Origin of the sequence: Erwinia psidii (assembly GCF_003846135.1) — a bacterium.
GTDB lineage: Bacteria > Pseudomonadota > Gammaproteobacteria > Enterobacterales > Enterobacteriaceae > Erwinia > Erwinia psidii.
In genome coordinates this window covers 1-15,571 of the sequence record NZ_RHHM01000025.1, presented here as the reverse complement: position 1 = coordinate 15,571, position 15,571 = coordinate 1, and the positions used below count along the sequence as shown (strand labels likewise).

At 52.8% G+C, this 15,571-nt stretch carries 13 protein-coding genes and 2 pseudogenes; 13 read left to right on the top strand and 2 right to left on the bottom strand.

Annotated features, from left to right (window positions below; all coding sequences use genetic code 11):
* Positions 1 to 31: 31 nt before the first annotated feature.
* The 13 genes and pseudogenes from tssF (at position 32) to EB241_RS21700 (ending at position 14,164) form a co-directional block, all read left to right on the top strand.
* Positions 32 to 1,801, top strand: a complete 1,770-nt coding sequence (gene tssF / locus EB241_RS20390) for a type VI secretion system baseplate subunit TssF (protein ID WP_124234892.1) — start codon at positions 32 to 34, stop codon at positions 1,799 to 1,801.
* Complete coding sequence (gene tssG / locus EB241_RS20385; RefSeq protein ID WP_124234891.1) at positions 1,765 to 2,844, top strand: type VI secretion system baseplate subunit TssG; 1,080 nt, start codon at positions 1,765 to 1,767, stop codon at positions 2,842 to 2,844. Before tssF ends, tssG begins: the two co-directional genes overlap by 37 nt.
* 76 nt (positions 2,845 to 2,920) lie before the next feature.
* Positions 2,921 to 3,448: a type VI secretion system lipoprotein TssJ gene (tssJ, locus tag EB241_RS20380; RefSeq protein ID WP_124234890.1), complete on the top strand. Its 528-nt coding sequence runs from the start codon at positions 2,921 to 2,923 to the stop codon at positions 3,446 to 3,448.
* A 4-nt stretch (positions 3,449 to 3,452) separates the two neighbouring features.
* Positions 3,453 to 5,984, top strand: a complete 2,532-nt coding sequence (locus EB241_RS20375) for a type VI secretion system Vgr family protein (protein WP_124234889.1) — start codon at positions 3,453 to 3,455, stop codon at positions 5,982 to 5,984.
* Positions 5,984 to 7,273, top strand: coding sequence for a VRR-NUC domain-containing protein (locus EB241_RS20370; protein ID WP_124234888.1), 1,290 nt, complete (start codon positions 5,984 to 5,986; stop codon positions 7,271 to 7,273). The genes EB241_RS20375 and EB241_RS20370 overlap by 1 nt, the downstream gene beginning before the upstream one ends.
* Positions 7,274 to 7,282: 9 nt before the next feature.
* Positions 7,283 to 8,512, top strand: coding sequence for a DUF3396 domain-containing protein (locus EB241_RS20365; protein ID WP_124234887.1), 1,230 nt, complete (start codon positions 7,283 to 7,285; stop codon positions 8,510 to 8,512).
* Between the two features lie 3 nt (positions 8,513 to 8,515).
* Positions 8,516 to 8,965 carry a type VI secretion system baseplate subunit TssE gene (gene tssE, locus EB241_RS20360; protein ID WP_124234886.1) on the top strand — a complete coding sequence of 150 codons (450 nt, stop codon included), beginning with the start codon at positions 8,516 to 8,518 and terminating at the stop codon, positions 8,963 to 8,965.
* A gap of 14 nt (positions 8,966 to 8,979) precedes the next feature.
* The gene (locus tag EB241_RS20355) at positions 8,980 to 9,450 is read left to right on the top strand and encodes a hypothetical protein (protein ID WP_124234885.1); all 471 of its coding nucleotides are present in this window, start codon (positions 8,980 to 8,982) and stop codon (positions 9,448 to 9,450) included.
* An 80-nt stretch (positions 9,451 to 9,530) separates the two neighbouring features.
* A pseudogene (locus tag EB241_RS20350) lies at positions 9,531 to 10,920 on the top strand (VasL domain-containing protein).
* A 17-nt stretch (positions 10,921 to 10,937) separates the two neighbouring features.
* A complete protein-coding gene (locus EB241_RS20345) occupies positions 10,938 to 11,441 on the top strand; it encodes a hypothetical protein (protein ID WP_124234884.1) in 504 nt (167 codons plus the stop codon).
* A complete protein-coding gene (locus EB241_RS21000; RefSeq protein ID WP_158612434.1) occupies positions 11,438 to 11,578 on the top strand; it encodes a hypothetical protein in 141 nt (46 codons plus the stop codon). Before EB241_RS20345 ends, EB241_RS21000 begins: the two co-directional genes overlap by 4 nt.
* Before the next feature lie 149 nt (positions 11,579 to 11,727).
* Entirely contained in the window at positions 11,728 to 13,434 is a 1,707-nt protein-coding gene (locus tag EB241_RS20340; RefSeq protein WP_124234883.1) for an ATP-dependent nuclease, read from the top strand.
* A gap of 430 nt (positions 13,435 to 13,864) precedes the next feature.
* Entirely contained in the window at positions 13,865 to 14,164 is a 300-nt protein-coding gene (locus EB241_RS21700) for a hypothetical protein (RefSeq protein ID WP_233592664.1), read from the top strand.
* A 266-nt stretch (positions 14,165 to 14,430) separates the two neighbouring features.
* Here EB241_RS21700 and EB241_RS20330 read toward each other — a convergent pair.
* Both EB241_RS20330 and EB241_RS20325 read right to left on the bottom strand, forming a co-directional pair.
* Positions 14,431 to 15,258 (bottom strand): annotated as a pseudogene (locus EB241_RS20330) (tyrosine-type recombinase/integrase); the annotation flags it as partial.
* Positions 15,257 to 15,571: integrase core domain-containing protein (locus EB241_RS20325; protein WP_148089653.1), on the bottom strand; the 315-nt coding region annotated here is incomplete at its 5' end. The pseudogene EB241_RS20330 and the gene EB241_RS20325, both read right to left, overlap by 2 nt.

Genomic DNA, 15,571 nt, shown 5'->3' with positions numbered 1-15,571 from the left:
TTGATATTTTCTACACTCAGGATCTCCTTACATGGATGATTTAACCCTGCGTTATTTTGAGGCCGAAATGCGCTACCTGCGCGAAGCCGGTAAAGAGTTTGCCCGCGCCCACCCCGACCGCGCGGCGATGCTCAACCTGGATAAAACCGGGGCCCGCGATCCGTATGTGGAGCGCCTGTTTGAGGGCTTTGCCTTCCTGATGGGCCGCCTGCGTGAAAAGCTCGATGATGACCTGCCGGAACTGACCGAAGGGCTGGTGAGCCTGCTGTGGCCACACTACCTGCGCACCATTCCGTCGCTCTCCGTGGTGGCGTTCACGCCGGACTGGCGGCAGCTTCGCAAAATGGAAGTGCTCGAAAACGGTTTTTCCGTCCTGTCGCGTCCGGTCGGTCCCGATAACACGGTCTGTCAGTACCGCACCACCCGCGAGGTGCCGCTGCAGCCCTTGCACCTGGCAGACGCCCGCCTGCAGACCGAGCCCGATGGTCGTGCTGCCATTCGCCTTCGTTTCGACTGCCCGGACAAAGTGGACTGGTCAAAAGCCGGTATCGATAAGGTCGCCATCTACCTCGATGCTGACAGCCCGGTGGCCTCGGCGTTGCATCTGGCGATGACCCGACGGGTTCATGCCATGTATGCCCGCCACAGTGAAACCCGCACCGAGCGGGTACGCTTCGACGGCTGGTGTAAACCCATGGGTTTTGACGATACTGACCGTCTGTGGCCAAAAGGTGATTCAGCCTTCAGCGGTTACCAGTTGCTGCTGGAGTATTTCAGCTTCCGCCAGAAATTCATGTTCGTAGAGCTGCGCGGGCTCGAACTGACCGGCCTCAGCGCCAAAAACACCTGGTTTGAAATCGATATTGTGCTGAATGATGGCTGGCCGTCAGACCTGCCGTTTGAGACGGAAAACTTTCGGCTGCACTGTGCGCCGGTGATTAACCTGTTCTCACTGGAAGCGGACCCGCTGACGCCTGACCCGCTGCAGAACGAATACCTGTTGCGGCCGATGCGCGTGCAGGATGGCCATACGGAAATCTACAGTGTGGATGCCATTCACGGGGCGGTGAAAAACGGCAAACATCCGTATGTGCCGTTCACCAGTTTCCGTCACCGTGGGGGCATGATGCGCCACGATGCACCGGAACGTTACTTCCACACCCGTGTAAAGCGCGGTCCCTCGGGGCTGTATGACACCTGGCTTATCCTTGGTGGTAAGTCGTTCGAGCTGGAGCAACTGTCACAGGCTCTGGAGTCGCTCTCTATCCGTATCACCGGCACCAATGGCCAGCTGCCTCGTCGCTCGCTGGAAAGCACCCTGCTTGACCGGGTAGTGAAGGCAGGTAAGGTGCCGGTCAGGGTCCTGAACCTGAAAGTGCCGACCCTGCCGCTTTATCCGCCTGCCAGTGACCGCTTCCACTGGCGGGTCATGAGTCACCTGGGCTCCAGCTTCCTCAGCATGATGGATAACCCGGAAGTGCTGCGTGGCACGCTGGCGCTGTATGACTGGACCGACGATGAGATGAATCGCCGTCGCCTGGAGGCGATTGTGGCCGTGAGGCACACGCTTATCCGTCGCTTTGAAAAGGGCTTTATGCTGCGCGGGGTGGACATTGAAATCACCCTGAATGCCGATAACTTTGCCGGGGAGGGCGACGTTACGCTGTTTGGTGAAATGCTGCATCGCTTCTTTGCGCTTTACGCCGATGTGCACCTCTTCAACCAGCTCACACTGATACTGCAACCGACAGGGAAACGACTGCGATGGAAAGAGAATCACAGCCAGCACATTCCGGGTTGACGGAGCAGCTTCGCGAGGACATCTGGCGGGTCAATTTCTACCGCTACTGCCAGTTGCTTGAACAGGAAAACCCGCAGGCACCGAAGCTCGGCAGTACCGAAAAGCTCTCTGCTGACCCGGTGCGTTTTCGCCCGTGGCCGGGGATGGGCTTCCCGGTCAGTGAACTGAAGGCGGTCGAAACCGATGAGGACTACCCGGACCTGTCGCCGACGGTGCGGACCACTTTCCTCGGGATGTACGGGGTGGACTCCCCGCTGCCGACGGCGTACCTCGATGATATTGCGCAGCGCCGGGAGGGGTATGAAGCCACCACCGCATTTCTCGATATCTTCAGTCACCGTATCCACACCCAGTACTACCGTATCTGGCGCAAATACGCTTACCCGGCAACCTTCGAAGCTGGCGGCGTGGATGACACTTCTCAGTGCCTGCTGGGTCTGGTTGGGCTGGGTATCCCGGGTACGGCGGAGCAGATTGCCACGCCGGTCTCCCGCTTCCTGGCGCTACTGGGGACCATGCGGTTGCCAACCCGAAACGCCGAAGGCATCCGCCAGCTGGTGAGTCTGCTGGCCCCGGACACCCGGTGCACGGTTATCAGCCCGGACCCGGTGAAAGTCCCCACAGAGAATCGCAGCGGGCTCGGTAAAGGAAACCGGGTTTCCCTGTCACAGCGTGCCACGCTCGGCAGGACCGGGAAAGAGGCCTGCAGCCGTATCCTGCTGATGCTGGCAACCGACAACCCGCAGGAGGCACAGGGCTGGTTGCCCGGCGGCCAGCTGCACACTGACCTGATGGTGCTGCTGCGGGTGTACATGGGGTACCGCTCCGATGTGCGTCTTCGCCTCACGGTGCCGGTGAGTTGCCTGCCCGAACCCCGTCTGGGTAAGGCGCACCGGGTGCAACTGGGACGTACCGGCGTGCTGGGCCTGAAGCGGGACAAACCCGCAACCCGCACGCACCTGACCGTGAGCCTGGGCACCTATGAAGGACTGGCCTGTGAGATCCTGCGACCGGCAGAGCCCGGTGGCTATCGTTTCGACTGATATTCCGGAACGCAATACCCAACACCAGACACATTCAACACACCCCTGTTTCTGAAGGCTGAAAAGGACTCCACGAATGACTTTCGCTTCCCTGTCGCGCAGCGCTGCACTCATGCTGCTCTGCTCCCTGTTGACCGCATGTGGCCTGACTCAGGCCGTGTCGGATGGCACCGTCAGCGCAACCAGAGCCATCTTCTACAAAAAAATAAAAGTGCTGCATCTCGATTTTGAGCCGCGCTCGGCCATCAATGCCGATGAAAGCCAGACGCCGCTGGCCACCATGGTGCAGGTGTATCAGCTTAAAGACCGCCAGAAGGTGGACGCCGCTGACTACCAGAAACTGCTGCGCGATGCGGACATCACGCTGAAAGAAGACATAGTGGCCAGCAAGTCATTACTGGTAATGCCCAAAGGCAGCGTGACGCTCAACATGCCAATGAACGAAGAGGCAACGTTCGTGGCGGTGGTGGGGCTGTTCAACCGACCAGATATCCATAACAACACCTGGAAGCTGGTACTGAGCCGCGACGACCTCGACCCGGACAAGCCGCGGACCATCCAGCTCAACAGCACCGGGCTAACCCTGGTCCCGGTGAAGGAGTAAAACCATGGACACCACCCTGGATAACTGGCTGGCGTTGTTTGACGGGCAGACCCGATACCGCCTTGAAATTAACGACAGTATCCTGAAGCCGGATGTGCTGAACTTTCACGGGCGTGAAGCGCTGAATGCGCCGTTCGAATGGCGCATTGAGTTCACCACGCCACAGAAAGGCATCAGCCGTGAGGATGCGATGCTGAAGTATGCCACTCTCAGCATGCTCTCAGGCCGTGTAGTGCAGGGCATCATCACTGGCTTTGAGGTTCTCAAAGAGACCGTGGACCAGACGCATTTTGCTGTCGCGCTCTCCTCGCGCCTGGCGCTGCTCAGCCACACCCGCCGCTGTGCGGTCTGGCAGAATGTCTCCGTGCCGGAACTGGTGGAGCAGGTCCTGCGCAGTCACGGACTGGAAGGGGCGGATTTTGAATTCCGGCTTGAGCGCAGCTACCCGGTGCGTGAGCTTATCACCCAATGGCGGGAGACCGACCTGCAGTTTATCCAGCGAATACTGGCCGAAGACGGCATCTGGTTCCGCACCGGGGTCAACACCACCACCGGGCTGGACACGGTGACTCTGGCCGACAGCCAGCTGCAGTATCAGTTTGATGTACGCCTGCCGTACCGTGAGCCTTCTGCCCTCCATGACGGCGCAGTTGAAGCCGTATGGGATGCCAGAGTGTGGCACCACACGGTGACCGGCCGCGTGGCCACACGGGATTACAACTACCGCACCGCCAGCATACCGATGGATGCGACCGCAAGCGTCAGAAACGAGGTTGCCACCACTGGCGAGCACTACCACTATGCCGCGCTGTACCGTGAAGCGGGGGATGACACCACCCCTGAACCGGAAACCGAAAGCGGGGCCTTTTACGCCCGCATTCAGCATGAACATGCGCTTAATAACGCCATTCGCCTGCACCTGTTCAGTAACGCCAGCCACCTGACGCCGGGCATGGTGCTGGAGACCGGTGACAGTAGCGTGCCGGAGCTGAAAGAGGGGATGGTCATTACGCTCACCACCTTCCGCGCGGCCCGTGACACCCGTCTGCACGTTTCCGTGTGGGGCATGCCCTACAGCGAGCAATTCGGCTTCAGACCCGAGCCTGTACCACGTCCGCTGATTGCCGGCACGTTGACCGCCCGCGTCGAGAGCGACGAGAAGAATGCGCCGTATGCGCATCTCGATGAAACGGGGCGCTACCGGGTGAAGCTGGACTTCAGCCGTGAAGATGCAGAGCCCGGTTATAACTATCTGTGGATACGTCAGGCCAAACCCTATGCCGGAGAAACCTATGGCTGGCACACGCCGCTGACTGACGGCACCGAAGTGGGGATTGCCTTTGACGGCGGTGACCCGGACCGACCCTACATCGCCCATGCGTTCCATGACTCTGAACACCCGGATGTGGTCACCCGCGATAACCGCAGCCAGAACATCCTGCGCACCGCTGGCCAGAACGAACTGCGGATGGAAGACCAGCGCAAGAGTGAACATATCGCACTCAGCACGCCGTTCGGGGCCACGGCGCTGAACCAGGGGCATATCGTCGATACGGAAAACGAGCCACGGGGCACCGGGTTCGAGCTGCGCACCGATGAGTTCGGGGTTATCCGTGTGGCAAAAGGGCTGCTGGTCACCGCTGATGGCAAAGTGCACGGCGAAGGCGATGTGCTGGATATGGATGTGGCACTCCGTGAGATTGAGGCTGTCCGCGCACAAATCGAGGGGCTTGCCAGCGCCACCCGCCAGGCGAAAGCCCTGGAAGCTGACATTGCCAGCCAGCAGGCGATGTTCGCCACACGCCTGAAAACCCTCAATGAGATGATCCACTTCTCGGCCCCTGAGGGGATGGCTTTTACCAGCGCAGAGCATCTGCAACTGGCGGCCACTGATAATATCGCCCTGAATGCCGGTGGTGACATCAGCATGGGTGCTGAAGGGCATATCACCGGACTGGCTGGCGACAGCGTGGGAATGTTTGCTCAACACGGCAAGCTGAGCCTGATTTCGGCTCAGGGGCCCGTACAGTTTCAGGCGCAGAACGGGGTGATGCACCTGAGCGCGGAGCAGAAACTGACCCTTATCTCTGCCAGAGAGATGCTGCTGGCCGGGAAGAAGCGAATACGCCTTGTGGGGGGCGGAAGCTCCATCCTCATTGAGCAGGGACAAATCAAGTACGAGACGGCGGGGACTTACACCCGCAAGGCCAGCCGACTGGATACGGAAGGTGGGGTCAGCCAGCCACTGGTTTTCCCTGAGATGGGGATTTCACATGCTTATTCTGCTGTTTATCAGTTGCAGGATGAGCAGGGCAGGATCCTTGCAGGAAGACCCTATCACCTGAAGACCCCTTCAGGGCAGGAAGCGAGTGGATTCAGTGATGCAGAAGGCCGGACCGTAGCGGTGTATACCCGAGAACAGGAAGCGGTAGACCTGTATGTCGTACCGGACAAGCCGCAGCCGCAAGAAACCATGTGGTTTATTGGTGATGGCGACCAACAGCAACTGACAACCGAATTCAGGGAGGATGTGTAATGGAACTGCCCGATTTACCCGATACCCCGGGCGCTGACATTCCCACCGGGACCAATAATCAGCCGTGGGACTGTACGACAACCGGCGTTGAGATGGTGGAGAAACAGTCGCGTTTGCCGACGAGCGATAACCGGCAATACCTGCACATCAAGGTGGAGTACGCGATGCGTTTTCAGCGGTTGTCGGCGGCAATCCGTCGTAACGGCAAAAGCTATCAGATGAGCCTCAAGCAACTGATGCTCAGTGGGCTTATCCGGGTGGATGAGATCAAACGCGATTACCGGTGGTGGTATAAAGCCGAAGTCCCGTTTGATATGCGCACCACTCCGCCACGTCCGTTTCTCAGCAGCGCGTTACTGGGCGAAGGTGCTGGCAGGCGGCACACCACCAATCCTTTCCCTGTGCCGGGGAAGGGTAACTACCGCCGTCCGGATGTCATTATCGTGAAAAACATGAATGATCGCTGGCCGGGGCTTGCCGGGCCGGACACGGAAGGGCAGATGCACACTGATAACCTTGAGCGCCTGGTGGAGGTGAAGTTTCCGGGGGATACGCTTAAAGAAGATCAGTACATCGACTATATGCAAATTGTTGGGGGATTTGGTAACGAGGAACGCATGACCATTCTGGAGATCCACGACTGTCGGCCTGAGGAACAGCAGTGGAGCGATCAGGTGGTCAATGTGACGATGAAAGCCTGGAAGACCAGCGGGGCGAAATACTGGCCGCTGTTCCTTTATCCGCCTATTTTCACCCCACGGCCACCTGCCACCCCGATGCCTGCGAAAGTCGAACCCTGGACGTATGCCGGAAAAGTCGTGGCCGACCTCAGCGAAGGAAAGATTAACAATATGGCTGCCGGCTGGCACGCGCTGTCAGAAGATATGCAGCAAAAGCTCAGTCAGGCTGCAGGCTGGCTGAACGACAGTGGAGAGTGGGTATACTCTCAGGGGTATCAGGCATGGCAGTGGGTCAGTCAGACAGGACATGCAGTAGCGTCATGGACGGATGAACAGCTTCGGGCTGCGTGGCTGAAAATCCAGAAAGCCACCGATATGACACTGGATATGCTGAAACAGGTCGACTGGGTTCAGGTACTGACGGATGTGGCTGTCACGGTTGGCGTGGTGCTTGTCGCAGTAGGTGTGGGGGTGTTGGTGGTGACGTTAGGTGTCCCGGAAGCCCTGTTGGCCGCATTTTTACTGATTATTCGTCTGGCGATAACTGCCTGGGAAGCGCTGGCAGCAGTACTGGGAGTCGGAACCGTTGGCACGCTGGCAACCCAATAAGGAATGAGAATGGAACTGAATGATTTAGACCTGAATTATATCGAGAAGTGGCTGCCGGAAGCATCGGTGAAGTACAAGGACGGCAGTCAGGCGGTGAATCTCGGGCTGATAATTACAGTCTTTTTTAAAGAGGGTCATACGCCCGAAGTCCGCCGCAAGATGGTGGAGTGCGTGGATCGCTATTATGGTGAATTTAAACCTCATCTGAAGAAAACGCTGCCTGTAAAGAAATGGACTGCTATAACGGAAAAGAACTATGCAAAACTGCGCCAGGATATTCTTGATTCCTCCCCTGAAGAAATATTCAGTTGGATACTGAGTTCAGGAGTTGAAACTTACCTGGCTCCTGATTACAGCATCCTGATCATGGGGCAACGAGTCTACCAGAATGATAATGATCGCTCTGTTATTAAACTCACTTTCCCGCTATCCCTGCTGAAAGAGCCTGATGGAAAAGAGCGTTATCAGGCCTGGCTGATGTGGCTGTGTAATACTTTTGCTGTAGAAAACGGCTATGCTGGATTGTCTTTTATCCTTCCTTATGACCGAGAAAGAATGTTCCCTTACGAATACAAACTGGCCCAGCGTTTTCCGGGCGTGATGGTGGATTCTATTGGCACGCTTGAAGGGGGCGGGGCTGCAATCAGCCTGAAAGGGGCTTGTTGGTACACCATTCTGGGTAATCCCTGGCTGGAAACACTGGGCGGTGAAGAGAAACTGGCTCATCGACTGAATAACACACCAGAGATTGAACTGCTGCCTTATAATGGTGGCCTTATTCTCAAGGCTGGAGCGCTACCGCCTGGTCTGGGGGAGACGAAAACTGAAGAATTACCGCCATTACTGGTGAAAGTAAATCAGATAATTAAGCCTGTCCGATTTAACGGTTCTCGCTCTCTGCATTTCTACTCTGAACATGAAAACTTCCAGTTTGATAAAGAATCCACAGTGAAGTGGTACAGACGCTTCGATGAAGCCAGTGCTGCGCTGGATAAGGAAGATGAAGGTAAGTCCTGGGAGCCGGTCAGGATCACCTATTGGAGTGGTGAAACATCCCCGTTTGACGGTCGATGGGCCACCATTGTTAACGGGACGACGCAGTACACCCAAACCCGCGACGGGCAGATTATGCCGGAGTTTGAAGATAAACATGGTAAGAAGCACCCGGCCCGTTGGTCGCTGCTGGAAAGAGATGATGGTGGCAGCGTATTTGCTGTGACTCCAGATGAGGGAGATTGATTCATGTCGCGCAATTCGCCCTCATTATGCGAGATGCTTTACGGCAACTTTGTTGGTGATCTCGACCTTCGGCATATCAGTGAAGAAAATCAGGTCATCCTGTCGGTGCTGGATAATATGCAACGGATCCTGAACTGCCGTGCCGGCACACTGGCGCATCTGCCGGACTACGGTCTGCCAGATATGACCAAAATTCTGCAGGGACTTCCCGGCACCGCACATAAACTGATGTCGACGCTGTCTGCTGTTCTGCTCAAGTATGAACCCCGTCTGAAAAAAATTAGCGTTGTCCTGCTGGAGCAGAATGTTCCGGGCGAACTGCGGTATGCCATTGATGCAGAACTTAGCGGTGTTGGTCTGGTGCGCTATGGCACGGAGTTTATGCCGGAGGGGCGGGTAATGTTACGCCATCTGAAGCAACAACAGTATCTCGACAGGACAACCCGGATGTAAGGCCAGATAACACCATGTCAGTAAAATCACAGTTTCTCAAAAAACTACAGGCCAGACAACCCGCTCCTGTTTCCGCAGCCAGTAAGTCTCAGGCCGATGTAGCTGAGTTTTGCCTGCGAATGACGCAACTTCAGGAGCAGATGGACGCGTGGCTGGTGGGTACCGGGCTGAATGTGGGGACGGTCAGTACATCCGTTACGGACCTGCTGGTTGAGGGCGGCACTTTTGATATTGACGGTATCGTTCTGCGTTATGAGAATCGGTCCGTAAAATTTGTGCCGGTATTTTTGTACGGCCAGGGTGTAGCCGGATGCGTGGAAGTGACCTTCCATAATGAAACGCAGTCCATTTCACTGGGGCGTTTATTTATGCGGTCAGGTTCTGTGAACGACTGGACTTTTACTCCACCAGGTGCTTTATCCCGCCTCGGGCAGGATTTTGATGAGAGCACATTTTTTGGTTTGATTTTAGCGCTTCTGCCATAGCGTTAACCTGGCAGTAACTGCAGACCCGCGCGAAGCGGCATAAACAGGATGCACAGCACCCTTCATATGGATATTCAGCCATGAATGACATTACCCCACGTAAAATCAAAACCGGTGGCGACCCCAGGGCGCTGCCGGACTATGCCGCCCTGCGTGATGAACTGAGTAAGCTGACGCATCCGGCTCGCCCGGATGTGAACTGGCGTTATGCGGAAAAGCTCTGTCTTTCACTGTTTGAGCAGAACGGCGTGGAATTGCAAACGGCAGCCTGGTATACGCTGGCGCGTACGCAACTGGCTGGCCTGTTCGGCCTCAATGAAGGGCTGACGATACTCGAGGCGCTGATAAGCCATCAGTGGGGGCGCTGTGGCCCCAGCCTGTCCATGCCCGCATAGAAATCCTCAGCAGTCTGAGCCTGCGTCTGCAGCAACGAATGCGATCGCTCCCGCTGAATTACAGTGACCTCAGCCAGTTGTATCGGGCAGAGCAACTGCTTAACGGGCTGGGAGAGGTACTGCAGCGTCTGGAGCTTAAGCATCTGAGCCAGCTCGATACGTTGCGTACCCTGATGCACAACAGTGCTGTCCGGCTGGAAAACAGCGATGGCATTACCAGCACCGGGCCGGCCAGTCAGTCAGGTATTGTGTTGCCTATCGCCGCGATGAATGATGCGACAACATCCACGAGAGACCTTGCCGGTGGTCCGGATGATGATTTCCAGGTACCAGGCAGTACAGTGAAGTGGGTATATGTCGCACAGCCGGAACCGCAGCCGAATGTGGAAGTACTGGCAGCAATGCCCGCTCCGGTAAAAAAATGGAAATCCTTCGTCGCCGGTATGTGTACCATGCTGGTGATAAGCATGGTCTCAGTGTGGAGCTGTCATTTTCTTCACCGGCCAGATCCTCTACAGACTCAGCTTGCTGCTTCACTGGCTCCGTTCCCTACCACTCTCGCACCTGAACAACTGGATATGTTGCGTCAGCAATCTCTATCCTCACAAACAGCCATAGCACAAACACAGCAGCAGCTTACTCGACTGGATAAATTACCGCCTGACTGGAATATTGACTACAGTCGTCAGTTGATTGAGCAGGCTGGAGCACTGTGGCCGGAGCAAGCTAAACCCATGGCATTACACTGGCAACAACAACTCAATGCTGCCGCATTGCCGACAGAACGCCTGAATGGTTGGTATCAGGGGATGGTGAAGTTACAGAAGCTGAGTGACAGGCTGAACGGGCTGGATGAGCAGAAGGGGAAATACATGACGGTCAGCGAGCTGAAATCAGAGGTCTTTTCCACTATGCAGTCATTCAATCAGTCGATCCCGGCTGAAGAGCAGCTGCGAGTAATGTCAGAAAACCCTGTGGGGGAACCTTTATCTGCGGCTGTCCGGTCTCAACTGGAAATGCACTGAAGCAACTGACAGCCCGTTATGCTGAAATAAAACAGAATGCATCAAAATAAAAGAAGTGCTAAAAATTATGGGTAATTCAGCTCGTTACCGTAATAACCGTGCCAGATGGACTGCCAGGGATTTAACCTTTCTGGAAAATAACTATTCTTCTATGCTTGTTGCTGAGATTGCTGACCGGTTGGGACGTACCCCAGGTGCGGTGGGATTGATGGCTGATAAACTCGGATGTCGCAAAAAGAAAAGCGCGCCGTGGAGTGAAGCTGAAATGGATATTATCCGTGACCACTATGCTCGAGGGGCCGAAGCCAGGTCACTTTCACAGCAGCTTCCTGGCAGAAGCATCAATGCACTCTTTTCGATGGCGGAGACCATGGGTGTGCGAAGTGGTCGTTTCTGGCGGGAGGAGGAGCTAGGTATTCTTAAAGCAGACTATCCGAGGGTGGGCACTGCGGTAACAGAGCATCTTCCGCGGAGAAATGTAATGTCCGTTATTATAATGGTGAGAAGGCTGGGGTTGAAGAAATCCCATAGCAGCGAAGTTGGTTTTCGTCCCTGGAGTGATGAAGAATGACTCTTCTGGAAAAGAATATGCATCTGAATGTGGCTGAGCAACAGGTCATGTTGTTTCCTGACAGGACCAAAAAAGCGGTTGAAAAAGCTCGCGGTCGGTTGATAAAGAAAGCTCAAGTGAAAAAAGAGTTTAAATAAGATCTGGGCCTGATTCAGATATTTAAGTTTTATATGACTGCGTAAAATTTTTTTATTGTGCGGTGAAACCAGTGTGCTGTCTATTACGTTGGGAAAGCGAAGTGTTGAAAAGGTTAGTGAAGAGAGTTTGTTTTTAATAAGGAGAGGGTATGAAACTTTCGTCTTTTTTTGTTGAGAACTTTAAATGTATCGGTGATGAAATACATATTAAGATAGACAATATTATTATTTTAATTGGGCAGAACAATGTTGGAAAATCGACGATCCTTGATGCTTACGAGAAATTTTCGGCTCTTGGGAAAGAAAAAATCCTGGACATCAGCCATTTCCATAATGAGGATGCTTCCAAACCAGTCATCATGACAGGGATCTTCACAGATATATCTGCAGATGATGAGGCGTCAATTGGGAAAAAATGGAAGTACAACGATCCGATTTACGGTGAGTGCGTTAAGTTCAGATGGGTATGGAAAGTACCTGGCGAACAGGCGAAAAAAGAGGCATTTGATCCAACCAAAGGGCAAGGGGAGTTCATAACCGGTGGCTTGGGTGGATTTGATAGCATTGTTAACAGCCGTATTCCCAAACCACTTCGAATTAAACCTGATGATTCAGTTCTCAAAACGCAAGAACTCATTATCGAAATCCTTAAAAGCAACGTTAAGGAATTCCTCAGCAGTGGTCCCGATTCTAAAGCCGATGTTATCGCGCAAATTGAAGCGTTGACGACTACCCTGGTTGATTCATCTAAAGCCGAATTTGACCGGCTGCTTGGCCGTATGACCGATAACGTGGAGGCCATTTTCCCGGGTATCAGTATGGAGTTGATACCTCAGTCCAAAGATCCAATCGATGAGAAGATCATTGCTTCTGCATCATATTTAAAGGTCAGAAATCCCACCGGCCGTTCAACAATGCTTGATCTCCAGGGGACCGGACTTAAACGTTCCCTGTTATGGTCGGCACTGTCAGTCCTCTCACAGGAAGGAAAAAGTAAAAAAGGTGATGTTGCCAGAGACGGTAATATCCTGCTTATCGATGAGCCAGAAGCTTTCCTGCACCCGCCGACAATTCGTGGTGCGCGAGAAGCGTTGTATGCGTTTGCAGCCAACAATCCTGACTGGCAGGTAATGGCGACCACGCATTCACCGGTGTTTATAGATTTATCTAAAGATCACACAACAATTATCCGGGTGGATAATGACAGCCAGAATAAATATATATCGACGAGTGATATTGGGTTTGATAAGGATGAGAAGATCAATTTAAAAACCGTCCGGGCATGTAATCCGATGGTGAATGAATTCTTCTTCTATAACCAAATCGTTCTCGTGGAAGGTCCGACCGAGAAAATTGTGCTGAATCATCTCCAGGAAACTCTGGGGATCGAGATGCACGTTATTGACTGCCTTGGCAAAGGCAATATTCCCATGTTTGCCAAAATTCTCAACCAGTTCGATATCCCCTATATTGTTATTCATGATTCTGACTCCCCCAAAATCCGTCGTAAAGGGAAATGTGTGAACAGCGGAATGTGGACAGTAAATAGTCTTATTCGGGACGAGGTTGCCAAATCACAAAAAGGGCGTATTTTCACTCAGGTTCCTCACTTTGAAGGTGAGTTTTTTGGGGAAACGCTTACCTCTGGTAAGGTATCAAATGTGATTGAGGCGCTTCAGGATACCGCTTCTGAGGAATACGAGCGGCTGGTAAGTGTTTACAGACGTATCCTGAATGATGCCGAGGACGTGTTGTTTACCGGGACACATGAGACTTTCATGGCTAAATTTAATGCTTATACAGCAGACAGGACTGCATTAATCGATCCTGAATTATGGGAAGTCCCAGTTTCCTGAAATACTCAATATGGGAAATTATTTAGGGTCGAACCTACTTTACGTAGCGGGGGCATTAACTTGAGAAGAACTGAGGTTTTCCACACAGTATAATCTTGCAACTGCAAACGGCCCTAAACCTTAGACCAATCCAGAGACAGAGTTAATGCTATGTGATATTTTTTCGGTACTTTATCGGTTATAAAAAAAATTTTCCGGTCTTTGATATTATGTCGAATTATTATGATAATTTCGACAAAGCTGTTTCTTTCACAAAGACGCTGGGCTTTAAGGAAGAGTGGAATGGGGTTGTGAAAGAGAAAGAATATGATTACCAGAATGTATTTAATCATGTTTGTTCGTTATCCGGTGTGACGGGTGTTTCTGCTTCAGCAGGGCAGTGCCTAAAGTGGAGTCATTACTTACAACCTTATTTTGAGGAAGCTTTGGAATGTCGGGTTGGGTTACTGTTGGGCAGCTCTGGAAGGAGGGGCAGTTCGTCTATAATCCGTCAGTTGAAGATATTCAGCGCTGGTCTAAAAAAGGTATTCAACCTAAAGATTTTGGTAGTCACTCTGGTTTTAATTTTCATGCATGGTTGACGACGGAAAATGGGATTATTGTGGATGTTTCCTTTATGAGCACTTTAGCACAGGTCAGGTACTACCTGAAAGATTTGGTGAAGCTTGCGGGGGGGTGGTTTTTGGAAAGTCAGATAATATACTTCCAGACCACAAATATGTGCCAATGATTGTTGGTCGGAAACTCGTTGAGAAAATGGAAAGATTATCTTTTATTGATTTCTTAGCACATGACCATATTGATTTATATACAGTGCCTTTTGCTTTAATCCCCGATGTACAGTAGTTATTACAATTTTAATCTAGTTCATCAAGATTAATATGGGCTTTTTTCCTGTCACCAGCTATAGTCATACATATTAAAAAAAATGCAACAACACAAAAACGCCAGGGTGAGCCACCCGGCGTTTTTGTGCTGTTAGTATGATCCCAGGTTTTAATCAGAAAGACTATCAATATAATCAGCGTACCACTGCATCATTTCACGGCGATTCTCAAGATATTGCGCGTGGTTGTAGGTTCCACGAATTGAGTTTTTATCCACATGAGCCAGTTGCATCTCGATCCAGGCTGTATTAAACCCCTGCTCATGCAAAATGGTACTCATGGTGTGGCGAAAGCCGTGGCCGGTAGCTTTACCATCGTAGCCGATACGTTTGATCACCATGTTGATACTGGCTTCACTCATCGGTTTGTTGATGTTGCTGCGCCCTGGAAACACGAGTTGATACTGACCGGTATAAGTGCGGAGTTCCTGCAGTATCGCCAGAACCTGGTCTGACAAAGGCACCAGATGCTTACGGCGTTTCTTCATGCGACTTTCAGGGATCGTCCATAACGCATTCTCCAGATCAAACTCTTGCCACTCTGCAGCGCGAAGTTCAATCGTACGTACCCCTGTTAATAGCAGCAGACTGGTTGCCATACGCGTAATGCAACTGCCGTGGTAATCAGCCAGGCTGGCAAGGAACGCAGGTAATTCAGATGCCAGGAGGTGAGGGAAGTGTTCTGTCTTTGGTGCAGTCAGCGTACCGGTGAGTTCCGCTGCTGGATTAATCGTTGCACGCCCTGTTGCGATGGCATAACGGAAGATCTGATTGCAGTACTGCCTGACCTTACGGAGTTTCTCCAGCGAACCACGCTTTTCAATCAAGCGTAATACCTCCAGCATCTCCAGAGGCAGGATCTCCGCGACAGGACGTTTGCCCACATGAGGGAAAATATCCTTCTCCAGTGCTTCCAGAACGCTCTCAGCGTAGTGGTCAACAAAAACTGGCCACCGTTTTAGAGTTTTTCCAGTATCGGTTTTCCGATTCGTTTGGTGGTAACCCACCGTTATACTCGTGTGGTCTGAGCGCGCTGTAATACCTAACGATATAGTCCGTTATTGCGCGAGCTGCATCGCTAAAGCTTATGTAACCAGTCACCGGCACCCACTCATTCTTCAGGCTCCGGAAGAAGCGTTCCATTGGGCTATTATCCCAGCAATTCCCACGCCGGCTCATACTTTGCTTGATCCGGTATCGCCACAGTAACTGTTGGTACTGCCGGCTCGTATAATGACTGCCCTGATCGCT

Coding starts and splice junctions, on each gene's coding strand:
- EB241_RS21700 (WP_233592664.1), top strand. CDS start 13,865: ATGTCGGGTTGGGTTACTGTTGGGCAGCTCTGGAAGGAGGGGCAGTTC.
- tssJ (WP_124234890.1), top strand. CDS start 2,921: ATGACTTTCGCTTCCCTGTCGCGCAGCGCTGCACTCATGCTGCTCTGC.
- EB241_RS20355 (WP_124234885.1), top strand. CDS start 8,980: ATGTCAGTAAAATCACAGTTTCTCAAAAAACTACAGGCCAGACAACCC.
- EB241_RS20375 (WP_124234889.1), top strand. CDS start 3,453: ATGGACACCACCCTGGATAACTGGCTGGCGTTGTTTGACGGGCAGACC.
- tssE (WP_124234886.1), top strand. CDS start 8,516: ATGTCGCGCAATTCGCCCTCATTATGCGAGATGCTTTACGGCAACTTT.
- EB241_RS20370 (WP_124234888.1), top strand. CDS start 5,984: ATGGAACTGCCCGATTTACCCGATACCCCGGGCGCTGACATTCCCACC.
- EB241_RS20345 (WP_124234884.1), top strand. CDS start 10,938: ATGGGTAATTCAGCTCGTTACCGTAATAACCGTGCCAGATGGACTGCC.
- tssG (WP_124234891.1), top strand. CDS start 1,765: ATGGAAAGAGAATCACAGCCAGCACATTCCGGGTTGACGGAGCAGCTT.
- EB241_RS21000 (WP_158612434.1), top strand. CDS start 11,438: ATGACTCTTCTGGAAAAGAATATGCATCTGAATGTGGCTGAGCAACAG.
- tssF (WP_124234892.1), top strand. CDS start 32: ATGGATGATTTAACCCTGCGTTATTTTGAGGCCGAAATGCGCTACCTG.
- EB241_RS20340 (WP_124234883.1), top strand. CDS start 11,728: ATGAAACTTTCGTCTTTTTTTGTTGAGAACTTTAAATGTATCGGTGAT.
- EB241_RS20365 (WP_124234887.1), top strand. CDS start 7,283: ATGGAACTGAATGATTTAGACCTGAATTATATCGAGAAGTGGCTGCCG.